General features: G+C 72.1%; 22 protein-coding genes. 14 read left to right on the top strand and 8 right to left on the bottom strand.

Going from position 1 to position 22207, the window contains the following annotated elements; translation table 11 throughout:
* Positions 1-52 precede the first annotated feature (52 nt).
* Positions 53-784, bottom strand: a complete 732-nt coding sequence (locus AB0G63_RS14435; protein ID WP_360749620.1) for a DUF4142 domain-containing protein — start codon at positions 782-784, stop codon at positions 53-55.
* 337 nt (positions 785-1121) lie between these two features.
* Between AB0G63_RS14435 and AB0G63_RS14430 the strand changes: the two genes are divergently transcribed.
* Positions 1122-1808, top strand: coding sequence for a DUF6445 family protein (locus tag AB0G63_RS14430; RefSeq protein ID WP_360749450.1), 687 nt, complete (start codon positions 1122-1124; stop codon positions 1806-1808).
* 18 nt (positions 1809-1826) lie between these two features.
* Here AB0G63_RS14430 and AB0G63_RS14425 read toward each other — a convergent pair whose 3' ends face one another.
* Positions 1827-2198, bottom strand: a complete 372-nt coding sequence (locus AB0G63_RS14425; RefSeq protein WP_360749447.1) for a DUF6479 family protein — start codon at positions 2196-2198, stop codon at positions 1827-1829.
* Between the two features lie 240 nt (positions 2199-2438).
* Between AB0G63_RS14425 and AB0G63_RS14420 the strand changes: the two genes are divergently transcribed.
* The 4 genes from AB0G63_RS14420 (at position 2439) to AB0G63_RS14405 (ending at position 7869) form a co-directional block, all read left to right on the top strand.
* Entirely contained in the window at positions 2439-2828 is a 390-nt protein-coding gene (locus tag AB0G63_RS14420) for a luciferase family protein (RefSeq protein ID WP_360749444.1), read from the top strand.
* A 290-nt stretch (positions 2829-3118) separates the two neighbouring features.
* A complete protein-coding gene (locus tag AB0G63_RS14415; RefSeq protein ID WP_360749441.1) occupies positions 3119-5065 on the top strand; it encodes an Ig-like domain repeat protein in 1947 nt (648 codons plus the stop codon).
* 204 nt (positions 5066-5269) lie between these two features.
* Positions 5270-6925: a serine/threonine-protein kinase gene (locus tag AB0G63_RS14410; protein WP_360749438.1), complete on the top strand. Its 1656-nt coding sequence runs from the start codon at positions 5270-5272 to the stop codon at positions 6923-6925.
* Entirely contained in the window at positions 6922-7869 is a 948-nt protein-coding gene (locus AB0G63_RS14405; RefSeq protein WP_360749435.1) for a hypothetical protein, read from the top strand. The genes AB0G63_RS14410 and AB0G63_RS14405 overlap by 4 nt, the downstream gene beginning before the upstream one ends.
* Here AB0G63_RS14405 and AB0G63_RS14400 read toward each other — a convergent pair.
* Positions 7850-8608, bottom strand: coding sequence for a TetR/AcrR family transcriptional regulator (locus tag AB0G63_RS14400; RefSeq protein ID WP_360749433.1), 759 nt, complete (start codon positions 8606-8608; stop codon positions 7850-7852). The genes AB0G63_RS14405 and AB0G63_RS14400 overlap by 20 nt on opposite strands.
* A 166-nt stretch (positions 8609-8774) precedes the next feature.
* Here AB0G63_RS14400 and AB0G63_RS14395 point away from each other — a divergent pair, with 166 nt between their 5' ends.
* From AB0G63_RS14395 to AB0G63_RS14380, 4 genes are all read left to right on the top strand, one after another.
* Positions 8775-9806, top strand: a complete 1032-nt coding sequence (locus AB0G63_RS14395; RefSeq protein ID WP_360749430.1) for a medium chain dehydrogenase/reductase family protein — start codon at positions 8775-8777, stop codon at positions 9804-9806.
* Between the two features lie 47 nt (positions 9807-9853).
* On the top strand, positions 9854-10525 hold the full coding sequence (locus AB0G63_RS14390) for an SRPBCC family protein (RefSeq protein ID WP_360749427.1): 672 nt from the start codon (positions 9854-9856) through the stop codon (positions 10523-10525).
* A 252-nt stretch (positions 10526-10777) separates the two neighbouring features.
* Positions 10778-11425, top strand: a complete 648-nt coding sequence (locus tag AB0G63_RS14385; protein WP_360749424.1) for an RNA polymerase sigma factor — start codon at positions 10778-10780, stop codon at positions 11423-11425.
* Positions 11422-12546, top strand: coding sequence for a CU044_5270 family protein (locus AB0G63_RS14380; protein WP_360749421.1), 1125 nt, complete (start codon positions 11422-11424; stop codon positions 12544-12546). Before AB0G63_RS14385 ends, AB0G63_RS14380 begins: the two co-directional genes overlap by 4 nt.
* Before the next feature lie 180 nt (positions 12547-12726).
* On the opposite strand, the gene AB0G63_RS14375 is transcribed toward AB0G63_RS14380, so the two are convergent.
* Positions 12727-13149, bottom strand: coding sequence for a PIN domain nuclease (locus AB0G63_RS14375; RefSeq protein WP_360749418.1), 423 nt, complete (start codon positions 13147-13149; stop codon positions 12727-12729).
* A 179-nt stretch (positions 13150-13328) separates the two neighbouring features.
* Between AB0G63_RS14375 and AB0G63_RS14370 the strand changes: the two genes are divergently transcribed.
* The 5 genes from AB0G63_RS14370 to AB0G63_RS14350 all read left to right on the top strand — a co-directional run bounded on the left by AB0G63_RS14370 (position 13329) and on the right by AB0G63_RS14350 (position 16062).
* Complete coding sequence (locus AB0G63_RS14370; RefSeq protein ID WP_360749415.1) at positions 13329-13913, top strand: TerD family protein; 585 nt, start codon at positions 13329-13331, stop codon at positions 13911-13913.
* A 19-nt stretch (positions 13914-13932) separates the two neighbouring features.
* Complete coding sequence (locus AB0G63_RS14365) at positions 13933-14208, top strand: hypothetical protein (protein WP_360749412.1); 276 nt, start codon at positions 13933-13935, stop codon at positions 14206-14208.
* An 86-nt stretch (positions 14209-14294) separates the two neighbouring features.
* Positions 14295-14561: a CopG family transcriptional regulator gene (locus AB0G63_RS14360; RefSeq protein WP_360749409.1), complete on the top strand. Its 267-nt coding sequence runs from the start codon at positions 14295-14297 to the stop codon at positions 14559-14561.
* Positions 14558-15001, top strand: a complete 444-nt coding sequence (locus tag AB0G63_RS14355; RefSeq protein WP_360749406.1) for a PIN domain-containing protein — start codon at positions 14558-14560, stop codon at positions 14999-15001. Before AB0G63_RS14360 ends, AB0G63_RS14355 begins: the two co-directional genes overlap by 4 nt.
* Positions 15002-15687: 686 nt before the next feature.
* Complete coding sequence (locus tag AB0G63_RS14350; protein ID WP_360749403.1) at positions 15688-16062, top strand: hypothetical protein; 375 nt, start codon at positions 15688-15690, stop codon at positions 16060-16062.
* A gap of 118 nt (positions 16063-16180) precedes the next feature.
* Here the strand turns inward: AB0G63_RS14350 and AB0G63_RS14345 are convergent, their stop codons facing one another.
* The 4 genes from AB0G63_RS14345 to AB0G63_RS14330 form a co-directional block, all read right to left on the bottom strand.
* Positions 16181-17056, bottom strand: a complete 876-nt coding sequence (locus tag AB0G63_RS14345; RefSeq protein ID WP_360749400.1) for an alpha/beta hydrolase — start codon at positions 17054-17056, stop codon at positions 16181-16183.
* A 175-nt stretch (positions 17057-17231) separates the two neighbouring features.
* Positions 17232-18470: a hypothetical protein gene (locus AB0G63_RS14340; protein WP_360749397.1), complete on the bottom strand. Its 1239-nt coding sequence runs from the start codon at positions 18468-18470 to the stop codon at positions 17232-17234.
* Positions 18471-19011: 541 nt separating this feature from the next.
* Positions 19012-20976, bottom strand: coding sequence for a glycosyltransferase family 39 protein (locus AB0G63_RS14335; protein ID WP_360749394.1), 1965 nt, complete (start codon positions 20974-20976; stop codon positions 19012-19014).
* Between the two features lie 131 nt (positions 20977-21107).
* On the bottom strand, positions 21108-22190 hold the full coding sequence (locus AB0G63_RS14330; RefSeq protein ID WP_360749391.1) for an NlpC/P60 family protein: 1083 nt from the start codon (positions 22188-22190) through the stop codon (positions 21108-21110).
* Between the last annotated feature and the right edge of the window lie 17 nt (positions 22191-22207).

The following is a 22207-nucleotide window of genomic DNA, read 5'->3' as shown; positions in this document are numbered from 1 at the left end:
GTCACCGCGCTGCCCTCGGCCCGGTGGTCACCGCACCGGACGCGCCCGGTCGTCACCGCACCGTCGGGCTCGGGGTGGCGGCCTGGCCCGACGACTCGCCGGGCAGGGCCGGCGGCTGGGTCGTGCTGTCCACCGGCGGGGTGAGGACCACCTCGGGCTGGCCCGCGACCGGGGGCGGCGGGGTCAGGTCCGAGGAGGGCAGCTTCGGAGGGGTCGTCTGCTGGAAGAGGGCCTGGTCGAAGTCGACCAGACCGGTCTGCTCCATCACCGTGATGTGGTCCAGGACCGTGTCGTTGGCCTGGTCGGCGAGCGTGCGCACCAGGGTGTTCTTGGTCGTCGAGCGGATCTTCGCGATCGTGTTGAAGATCGAGCCGTGCGTGATGCGCAGGATGTTGGCGAAGTCCTTGTCGAACTGCGCGCCGCTGTCGGCGTTCAGGGTGTTGATGAACCCCTGCTGCTGCGGACTCGGCTGGTTGGGTATCGCGATGTTGAGCATGGGGCCGATCTTGCGGCAGCTGGCGTCCAGCGCCGCGTGGCCGTCGATCAGGTGCTTGCTGGCGGTGATGACCGCCTTGCTCTGCCCCTTCTTCAGACCCATCTGGCCGACCGGGTACTCCCACAGCCCGGCCGCCCGCACCTTGACCACGAAGTCCCGGTCGCCCTCCGTCAGCGGTCCCCACTGGGTCTGCGCGATGACGCGGTCCGGCGAACTGCTGACCTTGCTGACCCCGAGCATCGACGGATAGGCGAGCGCGACGAGGGTGATGCTGAGCGCACCGCCCACGAAGAGGGTTCCCATCGCGTTCCGCGAAAAGCGCACCGTGCCTCCTGCCCGGTCGGGGGTCCCGCCAAGGGACGGCGGGGGTCGGACGCAGGGGAGTACGGACGGGATCAGCCGCGGAACCTTTTGATTTGGTAAAAAGTGCGGGGTGTGAGCCAGGTCTCGCGCGGCGCCGGGGCCGCTGCGGCGGGTTGACGGGATGTTGACCGTCGTGCAGGAGAGTTGACCCGTTCGCGGGAGAGTCGAGACCCGCCCCGCGCCTACATTCGGCCGCATGTCCCCCCAGCCCCCCAGATTGCCCGCAGGCATGTCCCCGCAGCCCACCAGGACGCCCGCAGGCATGTCCTCCCAGCCCCCCACCAGGCCGCCCGCGGCGCTGCCCGTGCTCCCGTACCGCAAGCCCACCAAGGGCCGCGACTACTGGGTGCTGGACGACGTCCTGCCCGACGTGGACGCCGTGCGGGAGCGCTGTCTCGCCAGGGACGACTGGGTCCAGGGGTATCCGTACACGGCGGAGACCTGGCCGGGCCTGCGCGCCATGCCGGGACTGGAACCCGGCGAACTGGCCCGCGTGGAGCGGCTGGTGAGGAAGGCGACCGGGGCGGACCGGCTGTGGGTGCAGCGGGCGCCCGGCGGCGGCACCCTCAACCACAACTGCGTCCAGGTCGTCGGCGCGGGCGAGAGCGAGCCGCGCCCGCACACCGACTCGCGCGCGCTGTGCCGGTACGCGGCCGTGCTCTACCTCAATCCCGCTGTGCCCGCGGACTGCGGGACCAGCTTCTACCGCCAGTCCCTGCCGGGCGGCCGGCTCGGCGGCAACGTGGTGCAGGCGCCGCACAACAACCTCGTCGAGGCGCTCGGGACGCGGTTCGTCGCGCCGGACGCCTTCGAGGAGGACGTCCGCGTCCCGCACCGCGCCAACCGGCTGCTGCTCTACAACGCCAACCTGGTGCACAGTGCGACCGGTTACTGCGGCAGCACGCCGGCCGACAAGAGGATGACGGCGGTCTTCTTCTGGATGGCCTGAGCCGAGCGGGTCGCGCGCTCACACGTGGCCGATGCCGCCGCTGCCGAAGGAGCCGCTGGAACCGGGCTGCCAGCGCCTGCGGTGCTGGTCCTTCCCCGTCCTGGTCGACGCGGGGTGCAGTTCGTAGGGCATGAGCCGTTCGCCGTGGTCCCCGTGCGGGACCTCGTCCGGCTCCCGCACCTCGCGCGCCTCGCGGACCGGGCCGCCGGGCGGGGGGTGGGGCTGGTCCTCCGGGCTGGGATGGGGCAGCTCGCGGTCCCGGACCCGCATGCCGAACTGCACCGCCCAGATCAGGGCGCCGGCCACGAAGATGCCGCCGATGAAGGCGGCGATCACCTTGACCACGTCGCCCGCCGAGGCCGCGGCCAGGACAAAGGTCACTGTGTTCATGAGCCGATTATCACCCGAATGGCCAAAAAGGGCAGATTGTGGGGGTATGGGTTTTATCGGCTGGATCATCCAGGCCGACGAGATGGATGGCGAACACGAGTTCGATGTCGCCGGGCGGTGGCCCGCCTGCGGGTGATTCGCCCCGTTCGTTCCGATCCCGGTGAACCCGGGCGGATTCTCCGTTGGTTACGGATCGCTCAATCCCTGGTGGCCGCACGGTGATCGGCGCACCATGGGCTCATGACGCCGGTCCTCAGAGCCATGCAGCAGTTGGAGACATGGCCCGACCTCAGCCCGTGCCCGACCAGTTGCGGAACCGGCCGGGCGCTGCGCTCGGCCCGTGACGAGATCGTCCACTTCCACTCGGACCGCGACGTGGACCTCCACCTCACCGCCCCGGCGATCCAGCGGCTCCACTACGACTTCGCCGGGTCCAGCGCGATCCACCTGGTGCCCGGCTCGCGCTGGGTCACCGTCCACCTCGACTGCGGCACCGATGTCGATCTGCTGCTCAGCCTGGTGAGCGTCGCCCTCAAGGCGCATCAGATCCGGCCCGTGCGCGGCGACGCGTCGGCGGCCTCGTGCAACTTCCACCGCGTGACGGTGCTTCCGCGCGACGCGGGCGGCTGACGCGGGGGCCGGGGGCGGCCCGCGCGGGTGGCGCGACGCGCGGCCGGCTGACGCGGGGGCGGGGGCGGGGGGCGGTCCGCGCGGGTGGCCGGCCGTGGCCGGCGAACCTTCCCCACCCCCCGAACTGCCCGTACCAGAAACACCTTTCCCAAGTGTCACAGGCATGACATAGGCTGCCATTGCAGCCGCGCCCCGCGCGTCACCGCCGTCGAGCGGTCATGTTCGGGTGCTGCGCGGCGCACTCATCTTCCCGGTCACACGCCGGGTTTTCTCGTGGGGGTAACAGCACTGTGCGCACGCGCAGCATCTCGACCGCGACGGCACTCGCGGTTCTCTTCAGCTCGGCGGCGCTGAGCGTCGTCGCGGCCGGCACCGCCTCGGCCGCCACCGCCAACGTCACCACGCCCGGCGGCATCGTCGCGGACGGCGCTCTGAAGCGGGTCTTCGTCGGCGACCGCTCCACCGGCACCGTCAAGGCCACCGACTACTCCGGCACCCTCGTGGACTCGGTCGGCGGCATCAGCGGCGTGACCGACCTCGCGCTGTCCGACGACGGCGCCACCCTGTACGCGGCCGCCGAGAGCACTCACGAGATCGTCGCCCTCGACGCCGCCACGCTCACCGTGAAGACCCGCTACCCGGTCGCCGTCACCAAGGGCCCGCGGTACGTCGCCGTCAGCGCCGGCAAGGTGTGGTTCACCTACGGCGACCAGTGGGACGGCAACCTCGGCTCGGTCGACCCGGCGGTGACCCCCGGGCCCGACGCCGACCCGGTCGCCCTCGGGCAGGCGCCGGACGGCGTGTCGATCTGGAACCCGGGCCTGCTCGACACCGACCCCTCCACGCCCGGCCTGCTCGCCGTCGGCGAGACCGGCGATTCCACGGGCTCGATGGCCGTCCTGGACGTCTCCTCCGGCACCGCGCAGAAGGTCGCCTTCTACAACAGCGACTACTCCCTCAACAGCGGCATCGGCGACATCGACCTCGTGCCCGGCGCCTCCCAGGTGCTGGTCAACGGCACCTTGCGGGACGCCTACCAGGACGGCAAGTTCACCCAGGTCGGCGCCTACCCGGCCGGCCAGAGGGCCGACATCGCCCCCGACGGCACGGTCGCGCAGGTCAACGGCACGCAGATCGCGACCTACAAGCCCAACGCCACCAAGCCGATCCGCACGTACTCCGTCGGTTCGTACGGCACCGCCGACCTGGCCTGGGCTCCGGACGCCTCCCGCGTCTTCGCGCTGGTCGGGACCTCGGGCGGCGGCTACACCGTCAAGGCGCTCACCGACCCGACGAAGAACGTCCCGACCCTCACGGTCAACGCCCCGTCGACCGCCAAGCGCGCCACCAAGCTCACGGTGACCGGCAAGATCTCGGCGACGGTACCGCTGCCCAGCGGCGTGAAGCTCGAGGTGACCCGCACCGACCTGGAGTCCCCGAACGGCAAGGCGCTGCCCTCCGTCACGGTGAAGGCGGACGGCACCTACTCCTTCTCCGACACCCCGCCGGCCGGCGGCACGGTCACCTACAAGGTCAGGTACGCGGGCGACGCCCAGCACGCCGCGGTCAGCGCCAGCGACAAGGTCTCCGTCTCCCGCAACGCGACCACGCTGACCCTGAACAACAACGGCAAGCTGTACTCGTACGGCACCGACGTCAAGTTCACCGCGCACCTCGGCACCACGTACAAGAACCGCACGGTCGAGATCTGGGCCGACCCCTTCGGCGGCGACAAGCCCAAGAAGCTGATCAAGTCCGGCACGGTCAACTCCAGCGGCAACATCACCGCGACCGTGGACATGACCCGCGACACGCTCGTCACCGCGGTCTTCAAGGGCGACGCCCGCTACGCGCCCAAGACGGTGAAGTCGACGGCGTACGCAAAGGTGAAGGTCTCCGTCGCCGTCTCCAAGCACTACAAGACGGCCAAGATCGGCACGCACACGTACTACTGGTTCCACAAGAGCACCGACCCGCTGCTCACCACGACCATGACGTACTACCCGGGCCGCCAGCAGCGCTTCGACCTTCAGGTCTACTACAACGGCACGTGGTACTCCGCCGACTCCGAGTACTTCCCGATCGGCAGCAACGGCAAGTCGGCCGTCTCCCTGGGCGCCCCCGGCGAGTCCGGCATCAAGGCGCGCATGCGCTCGGCCTACATCAACGGCTCCTCCGGCGACAGCGTCAACTCCACCACCTACAGCTCCTGGAAGTACCTGTACTTCTCCAACTAGCCGGTCCGGAAACCCTGTCGGGGCTCCCGCTCTCCCGCACGGACACCGTGCGGGGCGGGAGCCCTTCCGCATGCCGGACGGGTCCGCCGGCACGGGCGTTTCCCGGCCGCCCGTCTTCCTGTCACACTGCAACCGCGGTGGCCGAAAACGTGTCTCTGCATGCGTGCCGTCGCGGGACAGGCGCGACGGCTTCGGGGGGTCGGAATGAGTACATGGGCGGTGCCCGGATACACCGAGTCGCTGGAACTCGGAGCGGGGGCGAGCGGGCGGGTCGTGCTGGCCGTGCACGAGGAGACCGGCATCCCGGTCGCGGTGAAGTACCTCAGTGACTCGCTGCGCACCCGGCCGGGCTTCGTGCACGACTTCCGGGCGGAGGCGCGGCTGCTCGCCGGGCTGGAGAGCCCGCACGTCACCGGCCTGTACGAGTACGTCGAGAGCCCGGACGGCGCGGCCATCGTGATGGAGCTGGTGGACGGCGTCTCGCTGCGCACCCTGCTGAAGCGGAACGGCCCGCTCGAACCCGAGGCCGCGCTGCTGATCCTCAAGGGGTCGCTGCTCGGCCTGGCCGACGCGCACCGCCTCGGCGTCGTCCACCGCGACTACAAGCCCGACAACGTGCTGGTAGCGCCGGACGGCACCTCCAAGCTCGTCGACTTCGGGATCGCGGCGGACGCCGGCACCAGCGCCGGCGCGGCCGGCACCCCCTCCTACATGGCGCCGGAACAGTGGACCGGCGCGCCCGCCTCCCCGGCCGCCGACGTGTACGCGGCCACCGCCACGTTCTTCGAGTGCCTGACCGGCCGCAAGCCGTACAGCGGCGGCAACCTCGCCGAACTCGCTCTGCAGCACGTCGACGCGCCGGTACCCGTCGACGAGGTCCCCGAGCCGGTACGGGACCTGGTGCGGCGCGGACTGGCCAAGGACCCGGAGGAACGGCCCACCCACGCCGAGCTGTTCGTCACGGAGCTGGAGTCGGCCGCCGGCGCCGCCTACGGGCCCGACTGGGAGGAACGCGGCCGCGGCCGGCTCGCGGCGCTGGTGGCCCTGCTGCCGCTGCTGCTGCCGTCGGCCCGCGTCCGCCCGCACACCACCAAGGCCACCGCCCGCACGGTGCTCGGCGGTGAGACGGCCCGGGGCGGGGCGCGGTCGTGGCTGCCCGGCCGGCCGGGGATGCTGGTGTCCGGCGCGGCCCTGGTGCTCGGCGCCGTGCTGGCCTACGGTCTCCAGCCGCAGCCGGCAGCGGACGCGCAGCAGGCGGCGAAGGCCCTGGCCACCACCAGCGCACAGCCCGGCGTGACGGCGACGGGATCCGCCGGCGCGAGCGCGTCGCCCTCCGCGTCGGCGTCCCCGACGTCCACCGAGTCGCCGGGACCGTCGCCCTCGGACACGGCGGCGACCGCGACCGCCACCGCCACCGACGGGCCCACCGCGTCGGCGACCGCGGATCCGGGCGGGGGGACGAAGGCGCCCGGCGGGGCGACCGCCGGGGCCACGCCGACCACCGCGGCCCCCACCTCGGCCGGACCCGTCTCCCCCGCCGTCAAGGACATCGCGGTGTCCGGCTTCCGGCAGACCGGACCGGCCACCGCCACGGCGACCGTCGACGTCACCACGGACGGCACGGGACCGGTCTCCATCACCGTCGTGTGGTTCGCGGGCAACGTCCCCGGATCGCTCGGCGCCCCCGACGGCGCGCCCCAGACGTTCCAGCGCAGCGGCGCCACGCACTACACGATCCCCGTCGACCACACCTTCCAGAACTCCGGCTGCTACTGGGCGGTGCAGGTCACCACCACCCCGTCCTCCGCCGACGGCGGCGCGTCCCAGCAGCTGCTGACCAGACAATGCGAGCTCCGATGACCGCCGACAGCGACCGCGCTCCCACGCCCGCCGGGGACGGCGAGCCCACCCGGGCACTGGGCCCCGACGACCCCGAGTACAGCGCCACCGTGCTGTCCAGCCAGTGGATCCAGCGGCCCGAGCCGGACGACACCCTGCTCGCCCCCGAGCCGGACGATGTCACGGTCGTCGTGCCGCCGACGGATATGGACGCCACTGCCGTGGCGCCGCCGACGGACGTGGACGCGACCGTTGTGGCACCGCCCATGGACGTGGACGCCACTGTTGTCGCGCCGCCCACGGATGCGGACGAGACCGTCGTCGCGCCGCCCACGGATGCGGACGCCACCGTCGTGATGCCGCCTACGGACGTGGACGAGACCGTCGTCGCCCCGCCCAAGGACGCGGACGCCACCGTCGTCGCGCCGCCCACGGACGGCTCCGCGTCGACGGACGTACCGGACCGCACGGAGGGCAGCGTGCTGCGCTTCGGCCCGGGGGTGACCGCGGCCGTCGCGCACCGCACCAGCGTGACGCTGGCCGCGGTGCCGCCGCCCCCCGCACCCCCGCGCCGCCGCCGTCTGCGCCGGCACGCCCTGCCCGCGCTGGTGCTGCTGTGCGTCCTCGCCTTCCTCGCCTGGCAGCGGCTCGGCCCGTCCGTCGCGGTGCGCACGGTGGACGTCGCGTCCCGGCCGACAACGGTCGGGTGCGACGCCACCGCGGACGTCGTCGGCGTCGTCACCACGAACGGCCGTCCGGGCACCCTCTCCTACCGCTGGACCCGCAGCGACGGCACCGCCTCGGGCGTTCTGCAGGAGAAGGTCACCCGAGGGCAGCGGCAGGCCCGGCTGCACCTGCTGTGGAGCTTCCGGGGCAAGGGCCGCTACGCGGCACGGGCCGAACTGCACCTCCTGACCCCGACCACGCGCACGGTCGCGGCCAGCCTCATGTACGACTGCCGGTGAGGGCCTCCACCTCGGCCGCGTAGAGCCGCTCGGGGTCGAATCCCATGCCGGCGAAGTGGCCGGCGAGTTCGAGGGACAGCACGCCGTGCAGCCGGGTCCAGAAGGCCAGGGCCCGGTGCAGGGCCGCGGGCGGCGCGGAGTGGCCGGCCGCCCAGTCCCGGTGGCCGTCGAGATACGCCTCGAACGGCGTCACGGGCGCGGTCGCTGTCACGGGCGCGGGCGACGGTGCGGGCTGCGCGGACTGCGCGGCGCAGGCGTCGAGCAGGACGTCCATGATCTCGGACGCGATCGCGGTGACGTCGGCGGGCGCGTGGTAGCCGGGGACCGGAGTGCCGTAGACGAGCAGATAGCGCTGGGGGTCCTCCAGGGCCCACGCCCGCATGGCGTGCGCGAGCGCGGTCAGCCCGGGGGCGGAGTCGGATCCGGCCCCGGAGCCGGACCCGGAGCCGGACCCGGAGTCGGCCCCGGAGTCGGCCCCGGAGTCGGCCCCGGCGGCCGCGCGGAAGGCGTCGGCGAGGCTGCGATAGGCGTCCGTGATGAGTTCGGTGATCAGTTCGTCGCGCCCGGCGAAGTACCGGTAGAGCGCGGGCCCGCTCATGCCCATCTGCTTGGCGATCGCGTTCAGGGAGAGCGCGGAGGCGCCCGCCGTGGCGATCTGCTCCCACGCGCGCTGCTTGATCTCGGCGCGCACCTGCGCGCGGTACCGCTCGCGCGGGGTCCTCGTCCCTGTCTCCGCCACTGCTCCGACCACCTCTCCACCGTTTAGTTAGAGGCTATCACCAACGCTATTGACCCTCCGCGTCGCGGTGAGTTATAACTTCTAACGAACACGACAGCACATAACAGGTCGTCCGGCCGAGTGCCTGGCCGAGCGCCTGACCAAACGGAACGCAGTGGAGGTCGTCATGAACGCCGAAGGACTCGTCGAGGTCGTCCTGCCGGGCACGGTGGAGCCGGAGGGGCTGGAAATCCGGCACGGCGCGGTGCCCGCCCCCGGCCGGGGACAAGTGGTGATCCGGATGGAGGCGACCGGAGTCTCCTTCGCCGAGCAGCAGATGCGGCGCGGCCGCTACTACGACCAGCCGCCCTTCCCCTTCGTGCCCGGGTACGACCTCGTCGGCACCGTGCAGGCGGCCGGCGAGGGCGTCGAGCCGGACCTGCTCGGCACCCGGGTCGCGGCCCTGGTGAAGGTCGGCGGCTGGGCGAGCCACGTCGTCGTGGACGCCGCGGACACGGTGCGGGTGCCCGACGGCATCGATCCGGCCGAGGCGGAGACCCTGGTGGTCAACGGCGTCACCGCCTGGCAGATGCTGCACCGCAAGGCGCGCGTGCGGGCCGGCGGGACCGTGGTGGTGTACGGCGCCAACGGCGGCGTCGGCTCGGTCCTCGTCCAGCTCGCCCGGGCCGCGGGCGCCACGGTGATCGGCACGGCGTCCACCCGCCACCACGACGCCCTGCGGGAGAAGGGCGTCCTGCCGGTGGACTACCGCGCCGCGGACGTCGCCGCCCGCATCCGCGCCCTCGCCCCCGACGGGGTGGACGCCGTCTTCGACCACGTCGGCGGACGGGGCATCGTCGACTCCTGGCGCCTCCTCGCCCCCGGCGGCACGCTCGTGTCGTACGGCACCGCCTCCACCCGCGACGACCAGGGCTCCAAGCAGTGGCCCGTGCTGAAGCTGCTCGGCCGGGTGTGGCTGTGGAACGCCCTGCCCAACCGCCGCCGCGCCTACTTCTTCAACGTCTGGGCCGGTCGCGCCCTGGCCAGGAACCGCTTCCGGGCCCGGCTGCGCGCCGACCTCACCCAGGTCTTCGCCGCGCTGCAGCGCGGGGAGGTCAGCGCCCAGATCGCCGCCCGCCTCCCCCTCACCCGGGTCGCCGACGCCCTGCGGCTGGCCGAGTCGGGCACGGTCGCCGGAAAGGTCGTCCTGAACCCGTGACGCACACCGCCGCCCCGACCACCACCACCCGCCACGGAAGGAACCCCATGACCCGCCCCGCCGCACCCACCCCCCGCCCCCGCCGCAAGACCGCCGCACTCACCCTCGCCGTCGCCGGCGCCGTTCTCCTGGCAAGCACCGCGACCGCAACCGCCACCGCCGCCCCCGCCGCCCCCGGCCGGGCCGCCGCGGGCAGCGGTCCGGCCGCCCAGTGCCGCGGGCTGGGCGTCGACCCCGCCGCCCGCGTCCGCTACCGCTCCGACATCGTGATCGACGCCCCGCTGAGCACCGTCTGGAAGCTCCAGACCGACGTCGAACGCTGGCCGTCCTGGCAGCCCCCCGTCCTCACCAGCGAACGCCTGGACCCCGGCCGTCTGCGCACGGGATCACGGTTCCGCTGGACCACGCCCGCGCCCGGCACCACCCTCGACATCACCTCCACCGTCCGCGCGCTCGAGCCGCGTTCCTGCGTCCTGTGGACCGGACCGGCGACCGGCGACGGGCTGCGCATCGACGAGGGCGTCCACCTGTGGACGTTCACCGAGGTCGACGGCCACGTGCACGTGCACACCGAGGAGACCTGGGCCGGCGCCCAGATCGAGTCCGACGCCCCCACCGCCACCGCGGCCCTCGGCGCCTCCCTCGAAGCCTGGCTGCACGCCCTGAAGACCACAGCGGAAACCCGCCCCACGGCACCCTCGGGCCACTCCGCGATCTAGCGGCTGCCCGCGGCCGGGGCACAGAAGCGGGACCGGCGCGCGGACGTCGGGCAGGCCGGGACATCCCGATCGACCGGCACTGCCGCCCGACAGCCGGCATACCGTGACACCCGGCGCCGCCGCGCCGGGTGTCCGGGCCGAGGTCCGGGCAGGTGTCCGCGCCTCTGTACGGACCGGTGTCCTGGCCGAAGTCCACGCCGGTGTGGCGCAGGTCACGGGAAGTCGTTCGAGGGGGTCGGACAGCTCATTGAGGTGAGCACTCATCTGCGTACCCGGGTCCGGGCCGGGGAATCGAGCGCGTTCGCCGAGCTGTTCGACAGCTACGCCCGCGCGGTCTACAACCATGCCTTCCGGCTGACCGCCGACTGGTCGGCGGCCGAGGACGTGATGGCCACGACCTTCATGGAGGCATGGCGGCTGCGCGAGCGGGTCGATGCCGAGGGCGGCTCCCTGCGGCCCTGGCTGCTGGGCATCGCCACCAACACGGCGCGCAACCAGTACCGCAGCAACCGCCGTTACCGGGCCGCGGCCAACGCCGCCGCGGCGGCCGAACTGTCGGTGCCCGACCACGCCGACGAGGTGGCGGGCCGGATCGACGACCGGCGCCGGCTCGCGACGGCCCTCACCGCGCTGGCCGCCCTGCGCCGGCCGGAACGCGAGGTCATCGCGCTCTGCCTGGGCGAGGGCCTGGACTACGAGGCCGCCGCGACGGCGCTCGGCATCCCGGTCGGCACGGTCGCCTCCCGGCTCTCCCGGGCCCGCAGGAAGCTGCGCGCGCTCGCGGAGGGCCCCCCGTCTCGCGAGAAATCTCCCGCGAGACGGGAAGCCGGCCACGCCGGCAGACAGACAAGAGGCGATCACCCACACACCAGGCGGCCCGCGCAGGAAGGAAACCGATGAACGCGAACACGTCCCGGCACGAACCGGCCGAGGAGGACAAGGAGGCACAGCTCCTGTCCTGGACGGCGCGCGATCTGCCGACGGGCCGTCACCAGTTCCACAGGGAGCGTCTGATGGCCCAGATCCACGACATGCGGCAGCAGGAGCAGCGGGAGCGGCAGGAGCAGCAGGAGCGCCGTACGGCGCCGGCGGCGCCCGCGAAGCGACGCCGGCTCCGGCTGCCGCGCCCGGCGATCGCCCTGCCCGCCCTCGCGGCGGCCCTGGCGGGCACGGTCGTCGCCGGGATCGTCATGCAGGGCGGCGGGGGAACCCGCGACGGCGGCGTGGCCACCGGCCCGGCCCTGACCACCCAGGTCGGCGCGGCCGCCGCGGGCGCGCCCCAGCTGCTCGACCAGATCTCGCTCGCGGCGGCCGACGCCTCCCACCCGAGGGTCGGTCCCGGCCAGTACGTCTACATCGAGTCCCGCATGGCCGACACGTTCCTCAAGGTCGTCAACGACAAGACCAGCCTGGCCAGCCACGCCCTGCACCGCCGCCAGGTGTGGATGTCGCCGGACGGCACCAAGGGCTGGCTGATCGACCCCGCGGTCAACGACAGCCCCGAGGGCGAGACGCTGAGCCTGCCCGACGAGCAGGGCAACACCCCGAAGGCCGACCTGAACAGCCCGTCGTACGACTACCTCACCAAGCTCCCCGCCGACCCCGACAAGCTGCTGGCCAAGATCTACAAGGAGACCAAGGGCCAGGGCAACTCCCCCGACCAGGAGGCGTTCACCACCATCGGCGACCTCCTCGGCGAGAGCTACCCACCGGCGGACCTCTACCCCGCCCTCTTCAAGGCGGCCGCCAAGATCCCCGGCGTCGTCGTCGTACGGGACGCCGTCGACGCGGCGGGCCGGCACGGTGTGGCGGTGGCCCGCCTCGACGAGACCAGCGGCCAGCGCGAGGAATGGATCTTCGACCCGAAGACCCACGTGTTCCTCGGCGAACGCACGGTCCAGGTCCGCCAGGGCACCGGCGCGGATGCCCTGATCAAGCCGGGCACGGTCATGTTCACCAGCGCCATCATCACCAGGTCCGTCGTCGACGACATCAAGCAGACCCCGGCGACCGACGGCTGACCCCCTCCGGACCGATCTCCCGCCGGCCGGCGCCGGCCGGCGGGAGAAGGCCTCCCGGCCTCCTCACCCGCCCGCCTGCCTCCCCGGCGGCCCCGGACCCCGGCTCGTCCGCGGCACGCCCCGCCGCCACGGGGCCGTCACGGCACCCGCCCCGGCCGGTGAAGCCCGTCGGCCCTGCCGCTACTTGCCGGGTTCGGGCCCGTACCACTGGAGTGCCTGACCGGTGACGGCGGCGATGCACTCGAAGTCCCGGTCGCGGTGCAGCAGCGTCAGCCCCTGCAACTCGGCGGTGGCGGCCACCACCAGGTCGACGGCCCCGGCACTGCGGTGCTGTCCGCGCTGGGTGAGTATTTCCTGAACCTGCCGGGCACGGTCGTAGGCGCGGTCGTCGACCGGTACCCAGCCGAAAAGCATGCGCAGATCCTCGACGCCTCGCGCACGGTCCGCGGCAGAACGTGAACTGTTGAAGAACTCCAGCTCGGTGAGGGGACAGGTGGCTATGAGCCCGGCTGCCGCCGCCTGATCCCATCCGAACTGCTCGGCATCGCCCCGCAGAAGCCGGGCGAGCGCGCTGGTGTCGATCAGGAACTGTGCGGCGTTCACCTGCGGTAGGTGCGTGGAGAAGGCGCGGTGTCGGTTCCCCGGCCCCCGCCTTGGAGGGGCGACCTGGGATCCCCTCCGAGACGTGCGGTCACCTTTCCGTGCCGGGGCCCCGGAGGGAACCGCCGGAGGCCCCGGCAGACTCTGCATGTTGGTAGACGTCTGAAAGGGATGGCCGAAACATGATCACGCTCACCAAGGAAGACGGTCCGGCGGACCTGGACGGAGTGACCCATCTGTCCATCGGCGTGTCCTGGGACCCCACGGCCGGTACCAGCGGCGGCGTGCTGGGCAAGCTGCGCCGCAAGCAGGGCACCGACCTGGACCTGATCGCCATCGCCATGCAGGGCACGGACCCGGTACGCCTCGCGGGTCTGGACTCGCTGAACCCCATGGGCAACGGTTCGCTGGTCCACAGCGGCGACAACCAGACGGGGCACGGGGACGGGGACGACGAGACGGTGACCGTCGAGTTCGCCAACATACCGCCGCAGATCACGTCGATCGTGTTCGTCGCCGCCGCGTTCAAGCGGGGCAGTTCCTTCCAGAAGGCGCGCAACGTCAGTTTCAAGGTCTACGACGCGACGGGGGGAAGCTCGCAGCAGGTCGCCGACATCTGGCCCAGCCTGCTCACGCAGGACAACGGCTGTGCCGTGGCCAAGGCCGTGCGGCACGGCGCCGGCTGGAAACTCGAGGTCATCAACGTGACCGGGAAGATCAAGCAGGGCGACGAACACGCCCTGATGCGCTTCGCCGTCAGCAAGTAGTGGGCGGACGGGGGTCGCAGTGAGCGGGGCCCTGTATGCCGAGCGTTCGTGGAACCCGCTCCGGCGGCGCGTGGAGCTGACCGAGGACGGGCTGCGCAGGGGCGGCAGGGTCACGCCGTCGGCCGAGCTGAACCTCGGCGCCATGGCCGAGGCGTTCCAGCGCGGGCACTGGCTCGGCGGCGGCGTGGAACGCCCGCTGGAGCGGTTGCCCGAGGGGACCGGGTTCGTCCCGGTGACCCGGGTGACCGCCCGCCGCCGCCCACGGACTGAGCGCCGCGGATGGCCGGTGATCTGAGCGACGGCCTCGGGCGCGGGCGGGCCGGGATCCCCGCCGGTGTACGACGACGTACACCGAGCTGGTACATGGACTACCGTTGGTACATGTCGATGAAGCGCACCAACGTCTATGCCGACCCCGAGGACCTGGCGATCATCAAGGAAGCCGCCAAGCGCCGCGGGATAAGCGAGGCCGAGATCATCCGTCAGGGGATCCATCTCGCGGCCATGGCGAACCGCGTCTGGGACGAGCCGCTGTTCTCCCGCACCTTCGAAGGGCGGGGCCGCACGCTGTCCAGGACCGAGGTGCGTGACGCGGTCGCCGACGCCGTCCGGGGCGAGGCCGACCCGGGATCCGGAACCGCCGCGTGATCATTGTCATCGCCGACACGTCCGGCCTCCTGGCCGCCCTCGACTCGGCGCACCCGGAGCACGGGGCGGCGAACGAAGCGATCATGTCCGCAGGACTTCTCGTCATGTCTCCGCTCCTGTTGGCGGAACTGGACCACGTCGCCACGCGCGAGCTAGGGCGGGAGGCCGCCCACAGTGCCGTCGACGACCTCCGGCGGTGGGTGAGCCGAGGCCGCATCGTCATGCCGGAGGTCACGGAGGGCCATCTGGGCGCCGCCCAGTCCGTCCGTCTCCGCTACCACTCGCTGGACCTCGATCTGGCCGACGCGGTGAACGTGGCCCTGGCCGCCGACTACGACACGGACGCGATCCTCACCCTCGACCGACGCGACTTCCGCGCCGTACGCCCGCTGGGCCGCCACAAGGCATTCCGGGTGCTCCCCGACGACCTGCCGCTCTGACGCGAGCGGTCCTGCTGCCGAAGTTCCAGCCCGAGCAGGGACTCGGCGATGTCACGTCGAGGGGCCCTGGTGCCCGTACGGCACCAGGGCCCCGAAGGAAATACAACACCATCTGTCGGCTCTCTACTGCTCTGCCGACCTTCTCTTTTCCGCTACCCGGCCCAGCAGGGCGGAGCGGGGGATCGCAGCTGCGTGACCGGGGACCACCATCCATTCCGGGGTCTTGCGGTACCCGGGCCGAGTGTTTTTCGGCGCTTCTCGGACCGGGCGATCCTGATGGCGTCTGTTCCTCCGTTTCTTCCTGAACCAACCACTGTGTGAACCGGTACTGCTGTCGGCGGCTCCTTGAGGTGCGAGCCGCCCAGTGCGGCTCTCAGTCCCGTCGCCGTCCTGAGAAAACCTTGGCTCCGAGGCTCGAGAGCCGCACTGACCTGCGTGTTTCGTACTCCGTCACCCGGCAGTTCGTGTCTGTCGGGTCTCGTTCGACCGTGTCTACGAGAAGAAGCGTACCCACAGCGAAGCCAAAAATCTACTCCGGCAAAGACAGTTTTCACTCTTCCGGCGGAGGAAGAACCCTGTCGCGATCGGCCCTCACCGGTTCGCGGAAGCCGTTTCCCGCCGCGCACGCGACCGCTTCGGCCCCGAGGGCGGTACTGGCGCGGGCGGGCCGCATAAGCTCTGCTGTCATGTCGAACCCTGATGAGCTGCTTGTCGCCATCTCCGCCGCTGTGGAGTCCGAGCGAAGCAATCAGATGTCGCTGACCGTGGTCGTCGGCGGCGCCGTCATCACCGGCCGGCTGGCTCCCGAGGCCGTGTGGCGGGAGCGGGTGGCGGAGGTGCTGAAGGACTCGGAACGTCTCGGCCCGTTCTCCAACGTCTTCACCCGCGGCCCACGCGGAAACCGGCCCGGCCGTGGCGAGGCGCCCACGCACCTGCACTTCCACCTCGCCCGGATCCTCCAGGGAAGCCTCGGCATCCCGGAGACGGGCGGCATGTACCGGGTCGCGATCAAGGACGTCAGCGCATGGACCGTGGGCGATCTCAGCTACTCCGACCGCTGAGACGCTGTTCGATGTGAGCCGCGCAGGCGTGCCCCGCTCCGACGCGGCACGCCTGCGCCCGGCAGCCGCGTCGCGGCCGCACGTGGCTCCCCCGGGAGACGGAGTCCCCGCCCCTACGTCACCGGACGTGGGCCAGCAAGGTGCGCAGGACGGCGTCGGCGTGCGTCCAGAGCAGGGATCCCCCGGCGGCGGGAAGCAGGTGCCGGGTGGCCGTCGGGATCATCCGGGCGAGCGATTCACCCAGATCCGGGGAGTGGACCGGGCTGGTGTCCTGCTGCCCGTACCAGAGGTCGACCGGGACGGCGATGCCGGCGGGGTCGAACGGCCAGCGGCCCATCGCCAGGACGGTGTCACGGGCATAGCCCGCGGGGCCCTGGCCGAACGCCTCGTCCATCGCGCGCCGGAAGGCGTGCTGGAAGACCGGGTCGGTGTAGACCGCCCGATCCGCCTCGGGGCTCGTCATGACGATCAGATCCCACAGAGCTTCGGCGCTGCCGAAATCGGCGAAGGATGCCTCAGCGGCGGCGGGGTCGGCCGCGACGGCGTCCACCAGGCCCCTCACCTGCGGGTTCAGCGACTGGGCGAAGCGAGGATGGGCGAGTTCGTCGCTGCCGGACACCACGGCCACCGCGCTCACCAGACCGTGTGCCGCCAGGGCGAGGGCGAACGGCGCCCCCTGCGAGAACCCCACCACCGACGGCGCGTGCAGGGCGCGCTCCTGGACCAAGTGCCGGATGTCGGTCGCCCAGTCGGTCAGGGTCCGGCCGGGGGCGGGGTCGGAGGCGCCGAGGCCGGGCCGGTCCACGCTGACCAGCCGGACACCTTCCGCGTCGACGACGCCGCCGCCGAAAGCGAGCCACCTGCTGGTGGCCGCCCCCGGGCACAGCAGCACCGGAGCGCCGTCGGCCGGCCCCCACTCCGCCCAGCCCAGGAGCCTGCCGTCCGGCAGCCCGATCTGTCCGAGCCGCGCTGGTTCCCGTACGCCGTAGTCCATGATCCGTATTGTCTCGTGCCCGCCTCCCGTCTGCCGACCCTTTTTTCACCGGCGGCGGCGAGGGGGGAACCGCAGGCGGGGCCTGGCGAGGGGTTCCGGCATCCCGGCCCCGGCACGGCCCGGCCCCGCAGCGGTCATGGCGTGCGGTCCCCGTGCCGGGACCGCAGGCTGGGCGTCAGGGGCAGCTGGGCTGTTTGACGCCGTAGATGATGCGTTTGCCGAGCCCTGGCCACTCGGTGACCGTCCACAACTGTTGCTTCGACCTCATCACATACAGATCCTGGAGCCCGACGCCGCCCTGCTGGTACGTGGGCTGCCGGCTGGGCCGGTCCGTCACCAGCCAGCCGAGGTTGTCCTCGCCCCGGCTGCTGTCGAAGTAGTAGCAGCGGCGCGCGCCGGCGGCCGGGTCGTCGTACGAGACGCCGCCCTGCACGTTGGTGACCGGTTGCTTGAAGACCTCCTGCGCGTGGATGGTGTTGCCGGCGGTCCGGGACGTGATGTCGCTCGTCCGCCACCGCGCGAGACGCGAGTCGCACCACACCAGCATCCCGCCCTGGCGCCGGCTGCAGTACTCACCCGTGATGAACTGCCAGCTGGACGCGGACCGGTCCAGGGAGACGTAGTCGTAGCAGGCGCGATTGCCCCTGTTGCAGGCCTGGGGGGACACCCCTCCCGTCCCGGTGGACCACAGACCGACCTCCGGCAGCACGAACCGGCTGCCCGGAGCCCTCGGGTCGTTGGTCCGGCCCAGGTCGAGGATGTTCCGGGTGTCGAACACCAGAAGACCCCTGCGCGGATCCGCCACGTAGAGGAAGTTCTCGTGCCAGACGATGCCGCCCGCGTGGGTCGGCAGCGACCTGAACTGGGTCTGGCCGGGCGTGAGTTGCACCAGTTCCACGTGCACGTAGCGTGTGGGGGTGCCTGGGACGAGGAAGCTGACCCGGGAGCGGGTGGGCGTGCTCTGGTTCGGCGCGTGCCCGTACCACGAGTTGAGGAGTACCCGACGGCCGTTGACCGTGCCCGCGGGGAACGCGTCCTCACTGCCGCTCATGCCCTGCGGGGTCCAGGTGGACGATGCGGAGTCCACGCTGTCGAAGCAGTACCAGTCGGCGGCCGCGACCGCGTTGCGCAGTGCTCCGAGCGGGCTGTTGGCCGCGGAGCACTTCTGAGTGGCGGTGTGATCGAGGTTGTTGCTGTTGCTGATCAGCTGACCCGGCGTGAGCCGCGGGTACGGCAGCGCGGGGATGTTCGAGGCGCGGGGGTCGGGATCCCACGTCAGGTGGAAGTCCGGCAGGGACGTGGGATCGGGCACCATCGGCCGGGGCGCGGGGACCGGTGCGGCCGGAGCGGCGGACTGCGCGTGCGCTCCGGCCGGTCCCGCACAGAAGAGGAGGGCCAGCGTGGCGACAGCCATTCGGCCCAGCAAGGGGGGAATCACGAGAACTCCTTCTCCACGTCGCGGCCTTCGTGGCTGCGAAGCATTGCCCGTCACCGCACCCTGTCGAACGGCCACGCCGAGAGAACGGACGTGCGTGAGTACGGCGCGTGATCTGTCGGAGAGAGTTTTGACAGGCGGCCAGTACTTCTTGACGCGTGTCGCGAACTTTCACCCGGAAACAGCAGCCGCAGAACCTCGCACCGGCTCCGCACCGGTGAGGCGCCCGGCGCCCTTCCGCCCATAGCGATACGAACACCAGTTCAAAAAGGTGCCGTCCGCGAGCGGAGGGCAGCGTCGTGGCGTACCCAGGCGGGTCATGCAGTCAGCGGCCCCTGGTCCGGTCGCGGGCCGGGGCGTGGGGCCGGCTGCATGAGGCGCTGCTGCACCGGCTCGACGGGCTTGCCGCGGCAGCAGTGTCAGCCTGCTCTGTGCCGTTGTTCACCGTGGTCGTCCGGTCTTGCGGGCACGCCGGCACGCATGGGGCACGGGCCTGTACACCGGTTTCGCAGGCGGCGCCTCACCTCTTGGGGGCGCAGTCGTAGAGGGCGAAGCTGCCGTCGGTGCGGAGGCCGTAGGCGGTGGGCGGGATGCGGGTGCAGTGGGACTTCACCCAGGTGGTGGCGGGAGTGGTGGGGCGCTGGGTGGTGAGCAGCGCGTAGCGCAGCTGGTGGGCGGTGACGAGGCTGCCGAGCTGCTGGGCGGTCGGGAAGGGGGTGCCGCCGGTGAAGCCGCCCATGACGAGGATGGGCTCGGACTTCGCGCGCAGCAGGGGCTCGGCGGTGTAGGCGGCCTGGGTGGCGAGCAGGTACTTCTCGCCGTGGCGGTGCGCCGTGAGGTAGGCGAGCAGGGCGGTGTCGCGGGCGCTGGGCCGGCCGAGCCCTCTCCTCCGCGGGGCGCGGTGGGGATGCTCGTAGTACGACTTGCCGACCGGACCGGCCATCGGCGAGGTGGTGGCGCCCGCGTAGAGCGGGTCGAGGCTGGAGACGGCCCAGCCGGCCGGTACGACCAGGGTGGCCGCGATTCCGGCGGCGAGGGCGGCGTGGACCAGCCGCGGGGAGGTGCGCGGCCCGCGGCTCCACAGGCCCACCACGCCGCACAGCGCGAGCATCACGGCGACCGGCAGCAGCCAGGAGACGAATCGGGTCGGCCAGTCGAGCACCAGCGCCCACGCCGCCGTCAGCGCGATCGCCGCCGGCAGCACCAGGTGCCGCCGGCCGGCCGCATCGTGCTCCGCCGCCGGCTGCGGCTCGTCCTCGTACTTCGCCTCGTACTTCGCCTCGTACTTCGCCTCGTACTCCGAGCGGAACAGCGCGAGGCCGCCACCGGCCAGCGCGGCGAGCGCCGGGGCGATGACGGCCGTGTAGTAGGCGTGATTGCCGTTGGAGACGCTGAACACCACGGTGTGCACGGCCAGCCAGCCGCCCCACATCAGGAATCCCGCGCGCGGCAGGTCGGTTCGCGGTCGCCCGGCGCGCCGGACGACGCCCAGGACCGCGGCGAGCACGGCGAGCGGCAGGAACCAGGCGACCTGCGGGCCGACCGTGTGGTTGATCAGCATGTCCCAGCCGGTGTTGCCGGTGGTGCGGCTGGCGGCGGTCCCCGCGACGGCGCCGAACGCGGTGGCATCGCTGCTGAAGCGGCTCAGGCCGTTGTAACCGAAGACCAGGGCGAACGGATTGTTGTCTGACGTTCCGTCGAGGTACGGGCGGTCGGCGGCCGGTGTCACCCAGGCGATCAGTATCCAGGAGCAGGAGACCGCCAGCGCGACCGCCCCGCCCGCCAGGACGCGCAGAGCCCGCTTCAACGGCGTACCGGGCGCGACGAGTTGATACACGGCGGCGAAGACCGGCAGCACCAGCCACGCCTGCAGCATCTTCGCCTGGAAGGCGAGCCCGACCCAGACACCGCAGGTGATCAGCGGCAGCAGCCGCTCGGTGCGCACCGCCTTCTGCAGCGCTCCGGCGGCCGCCACCAGGAGCAGAGTGAGCGCGGTGTCCGGGATGGTGGCACGGTTCAGCGCCACGGTGACCGGGGTGAGGGCGAGCACCAGCGCGGCGATCAGCGCGGCGAACGGACCGGCCCAGGCCCGTACGATCCGGTGCAACAGCCATACGGTGAGCACGCCCTCGACGACCTGCGGAAGCGCGGCGGCCCAGGTGTGCGGGCCGAAGAGCCAGACGGAGACGGCGTCGGGCCAGAAGGCGCCGGGCAGCTTGTCGATGCTGATCGAGCCGGCGGTGTCGAGCCCGCCGAAGAAGAACGCCCGCCAGCTGCCGGCCATCGAGCGTATCGCCGCACCGTAGAAGGGGTGCAGCGCGGCGTGCCCGATGCCCCAGGAGTACAGCACCGTGGCGACGGCCAGCACCGCGGCGAGGGCCGGATGCTCCCAGCGCGGGGCGTCCTTCGGCCGGCGGGAGCGGCGGTTCGCCGCCCGATGGCCTCGCTGCGCTCCGGTGGCCTGGGCGGCGGGGGTGGCGGTCATGGCAGTGGTCCTCGGATCAGCAGGTCAGGTGAAGCGGCGGTGCACACGCGGCGGAGTCACAGGCGGCGACATCGAACGCGGCGGAGTCACAGGCGGCGACATCGAACGCGGCGACATCACACGCGGCGGAGTCACAGGCGGCGGGCCGCCCGGAAGCCGCGGGCGTAGAAGTCGGTGCCGTCCAGCAGCGCGTGGCCGGACAGGTCGCCCATGGTCGGGCCGTTGGCGGCGGAGCGGCTGGAGTAGAAGCGGTGCCGGCCCTGGTCGTCGAGGCCCATGTACATGCCGACGTGGTCGATGAAGTCCGGCCGGTCCTTGATGATGGCGAAGAAGACCAGATCGCCGGGTTGCAGGGCGTCCAGGTCGGTGGCCTGCCGCGTGCCGGTGTGGGGGATCACCGTGCGGCCGGGACCGTAGGCGGCGATGGCGTAGGCGCGGCGCGGCAGACCGGCGCCCTTGGTGTTGGTGTTGTGCAGGGGGATGCCCATGCGGTAGCCCCACACCAGACGCTGGAAGCCGGAGCAGTCGACATCGCCGTAGCGGGCCTTCTCCGGCTGCACGCGCGTGCCGTCGGGGAAGGCCCACTCGATCCCCAGATAGTCGTAGAAGTCGGACTTCTCGTCGTAGTAAGCGAAGTCCAGCGGGTTCTTGACCGCGGCGTTGCGCGGGCCGAAGTGCGCGGTGCCCGCGTAGCGCACGCCGTCGGCGTTGCGCTTGTCGGGCGCCCCGGCGCTGCTGTACTGGAACGCCACCGCGAAGACGTCCGGGCTGGTGTCGCCGAGCGCCTTGCGGAACCAGCTCTTGAACCAGGCGGACTTCTCCATGCCCCGCTGCCACGTGTGCGGCAGCACCCGCACCCAGGCGTCCGTGGTCACCTTGGCCTCGGTGGTCCGCGGCTCGCTGAAGGTGCGGGTGGGACCGGTGAGTACGGCCGTACGGGCGCCGTCGGTGAAAGTGGCGAGCGTCCCGCCGTCGGCGGCGCGGACCACGGTGCGGTCCGGGTCGGACAGCCGCTCGAAGGCGTCGGGCCGGGTGGACCCGGCGCTCGGGCCGGAGCCCGCGCCGTCGGCCGCGCCGTCACGGTCGTCGCCGCCGTGCCCGAGGCGGTCCCAGGCGTACCCGCCCACCGCCCCGGCGGCCACCACGCCCGCGATCGTCCGGAACACGGCGCGGCGAGCCGGGCGGCTTCGCCTGCCCGCGGGGTCGGAGTGCATGGCCGGTCCTCCTGTAA

Origin of the sequence: Streptomyces sp. NPDC020996 (genome assembly GCF_040641355.1) — a bacterium.
Lineage (GTDB): Bacteria > Actinomycetota > Actinomycetes > Streptomycetales > Streptomycetaceae > Streptomyces.
Note: the sequence above shows the minus strand (reverse complement) of the source record. Positions and strands in the feature narration are given on the sequence as shown.

Coding starts and splice junctions, on each gene's coding strand:
- AB0G63_RS14430 (WP_360749450.1), top strand. CDS start 1,122: ATGTCCTCCCAGCCCCCCACCAGGCCGCCCGCGGCGCTGCCCGTGCTC.
- AB0G63_RS14425 (WP_360749447.1), bottom strand. CDS start 2,198: ATGAACACAGTGACCTTTGTCCTGGCCGCGGCCTCGGCGGGCGACGTG.
- AB0G63_RS14420 (WP_360749444.1), top strand. CDS start 2,439: ATGACGCCGGTCCTCAGAGCCATGCAGCAGTTGGAGACATGGCCCGAC.
- AB0G63_RS14410 (WP_360749438.1), top strand. CDS start 5,270: ATGAGTACATGGGCGGTGCCCGGATACACCGAGTCGCTGGAACTCGGA.
- AB0G63_RS14405 (WP_360749435.1), top strand. CDS start 6,922: ATGACCGCCGACAGCGACCGCGCTCCCACGCCCGCCGGGGACGGCGAG.
- AB0G63_RS14395 (WP_360749430.1), top strand. CDS start 8,775: ATGAACGCCGAAGGACTCGTCGAGGTCGTCCTGCCGGGCACGGTGGAG.
- AB0G63_RS14390 (WP_360749427.1), top strand. CDS start 9,854: ATGACCCGCCCCGCCGCACCCACCCCCCGCCCCCGCCGCAAGACCGCC.
- AB0G63_RS14380 (WP_360749421.1), top strand. CDS start 11,422: ATGAACGCGAACACGTCCCGGCACGAACCGGCCGAGGAGGACAAGGAG.
- AB0G63_RS14370 (WP_360749415.1), top strand. CDS start 13,329: ATGATCACGCTCACCAAGGAAGACGGTCCGGCGGACCTGGACGGAGTG.
- AB0G63_RS14360 (WP_360749409.1), top strand. CDS start 14,295: ATGTCGATGAAGCGCACCAACGTCTATGCCGACCCCGAGGACCTGGCG.
- AB0G63_RS14350 (WP_360749403.1), top strand. CDS start 15,688: ATGTCGAACCCTGATGAGCTGCTTGTCGCCATCTCCGCCGCTGTGGAG.
- AB0G63_RS14345 (WP_360749400.1), bottom strand. CDS start 17,056: ATGGACTACGGCGTACGGGAACCAGCGCGGCTCGGACAGATCGGGCTG.
- AB0G63_RS14340 (WP_360749397.1), bottom strand. CDS start 18,470: ATGGCTGTCGCCACGCTGGCCCTCCTCTTCTGTGCGGGACCGGCCGGA.
- AB0G63_RS14335 (WP_360749394.1), bottom strand. CDS start 20,976: ATGACCGCCACCCCCGCCGCCCAGGCCACCGGAGCGCAGCGAGGCCAT.
- AB0G63_RS14330 (WP_360749391.1), bottom strand. CDS start 22,190: ATGCACTCCGACCCCGCGGGCAGGCGAAGCCGCCCGGCTCGCCGCGCC.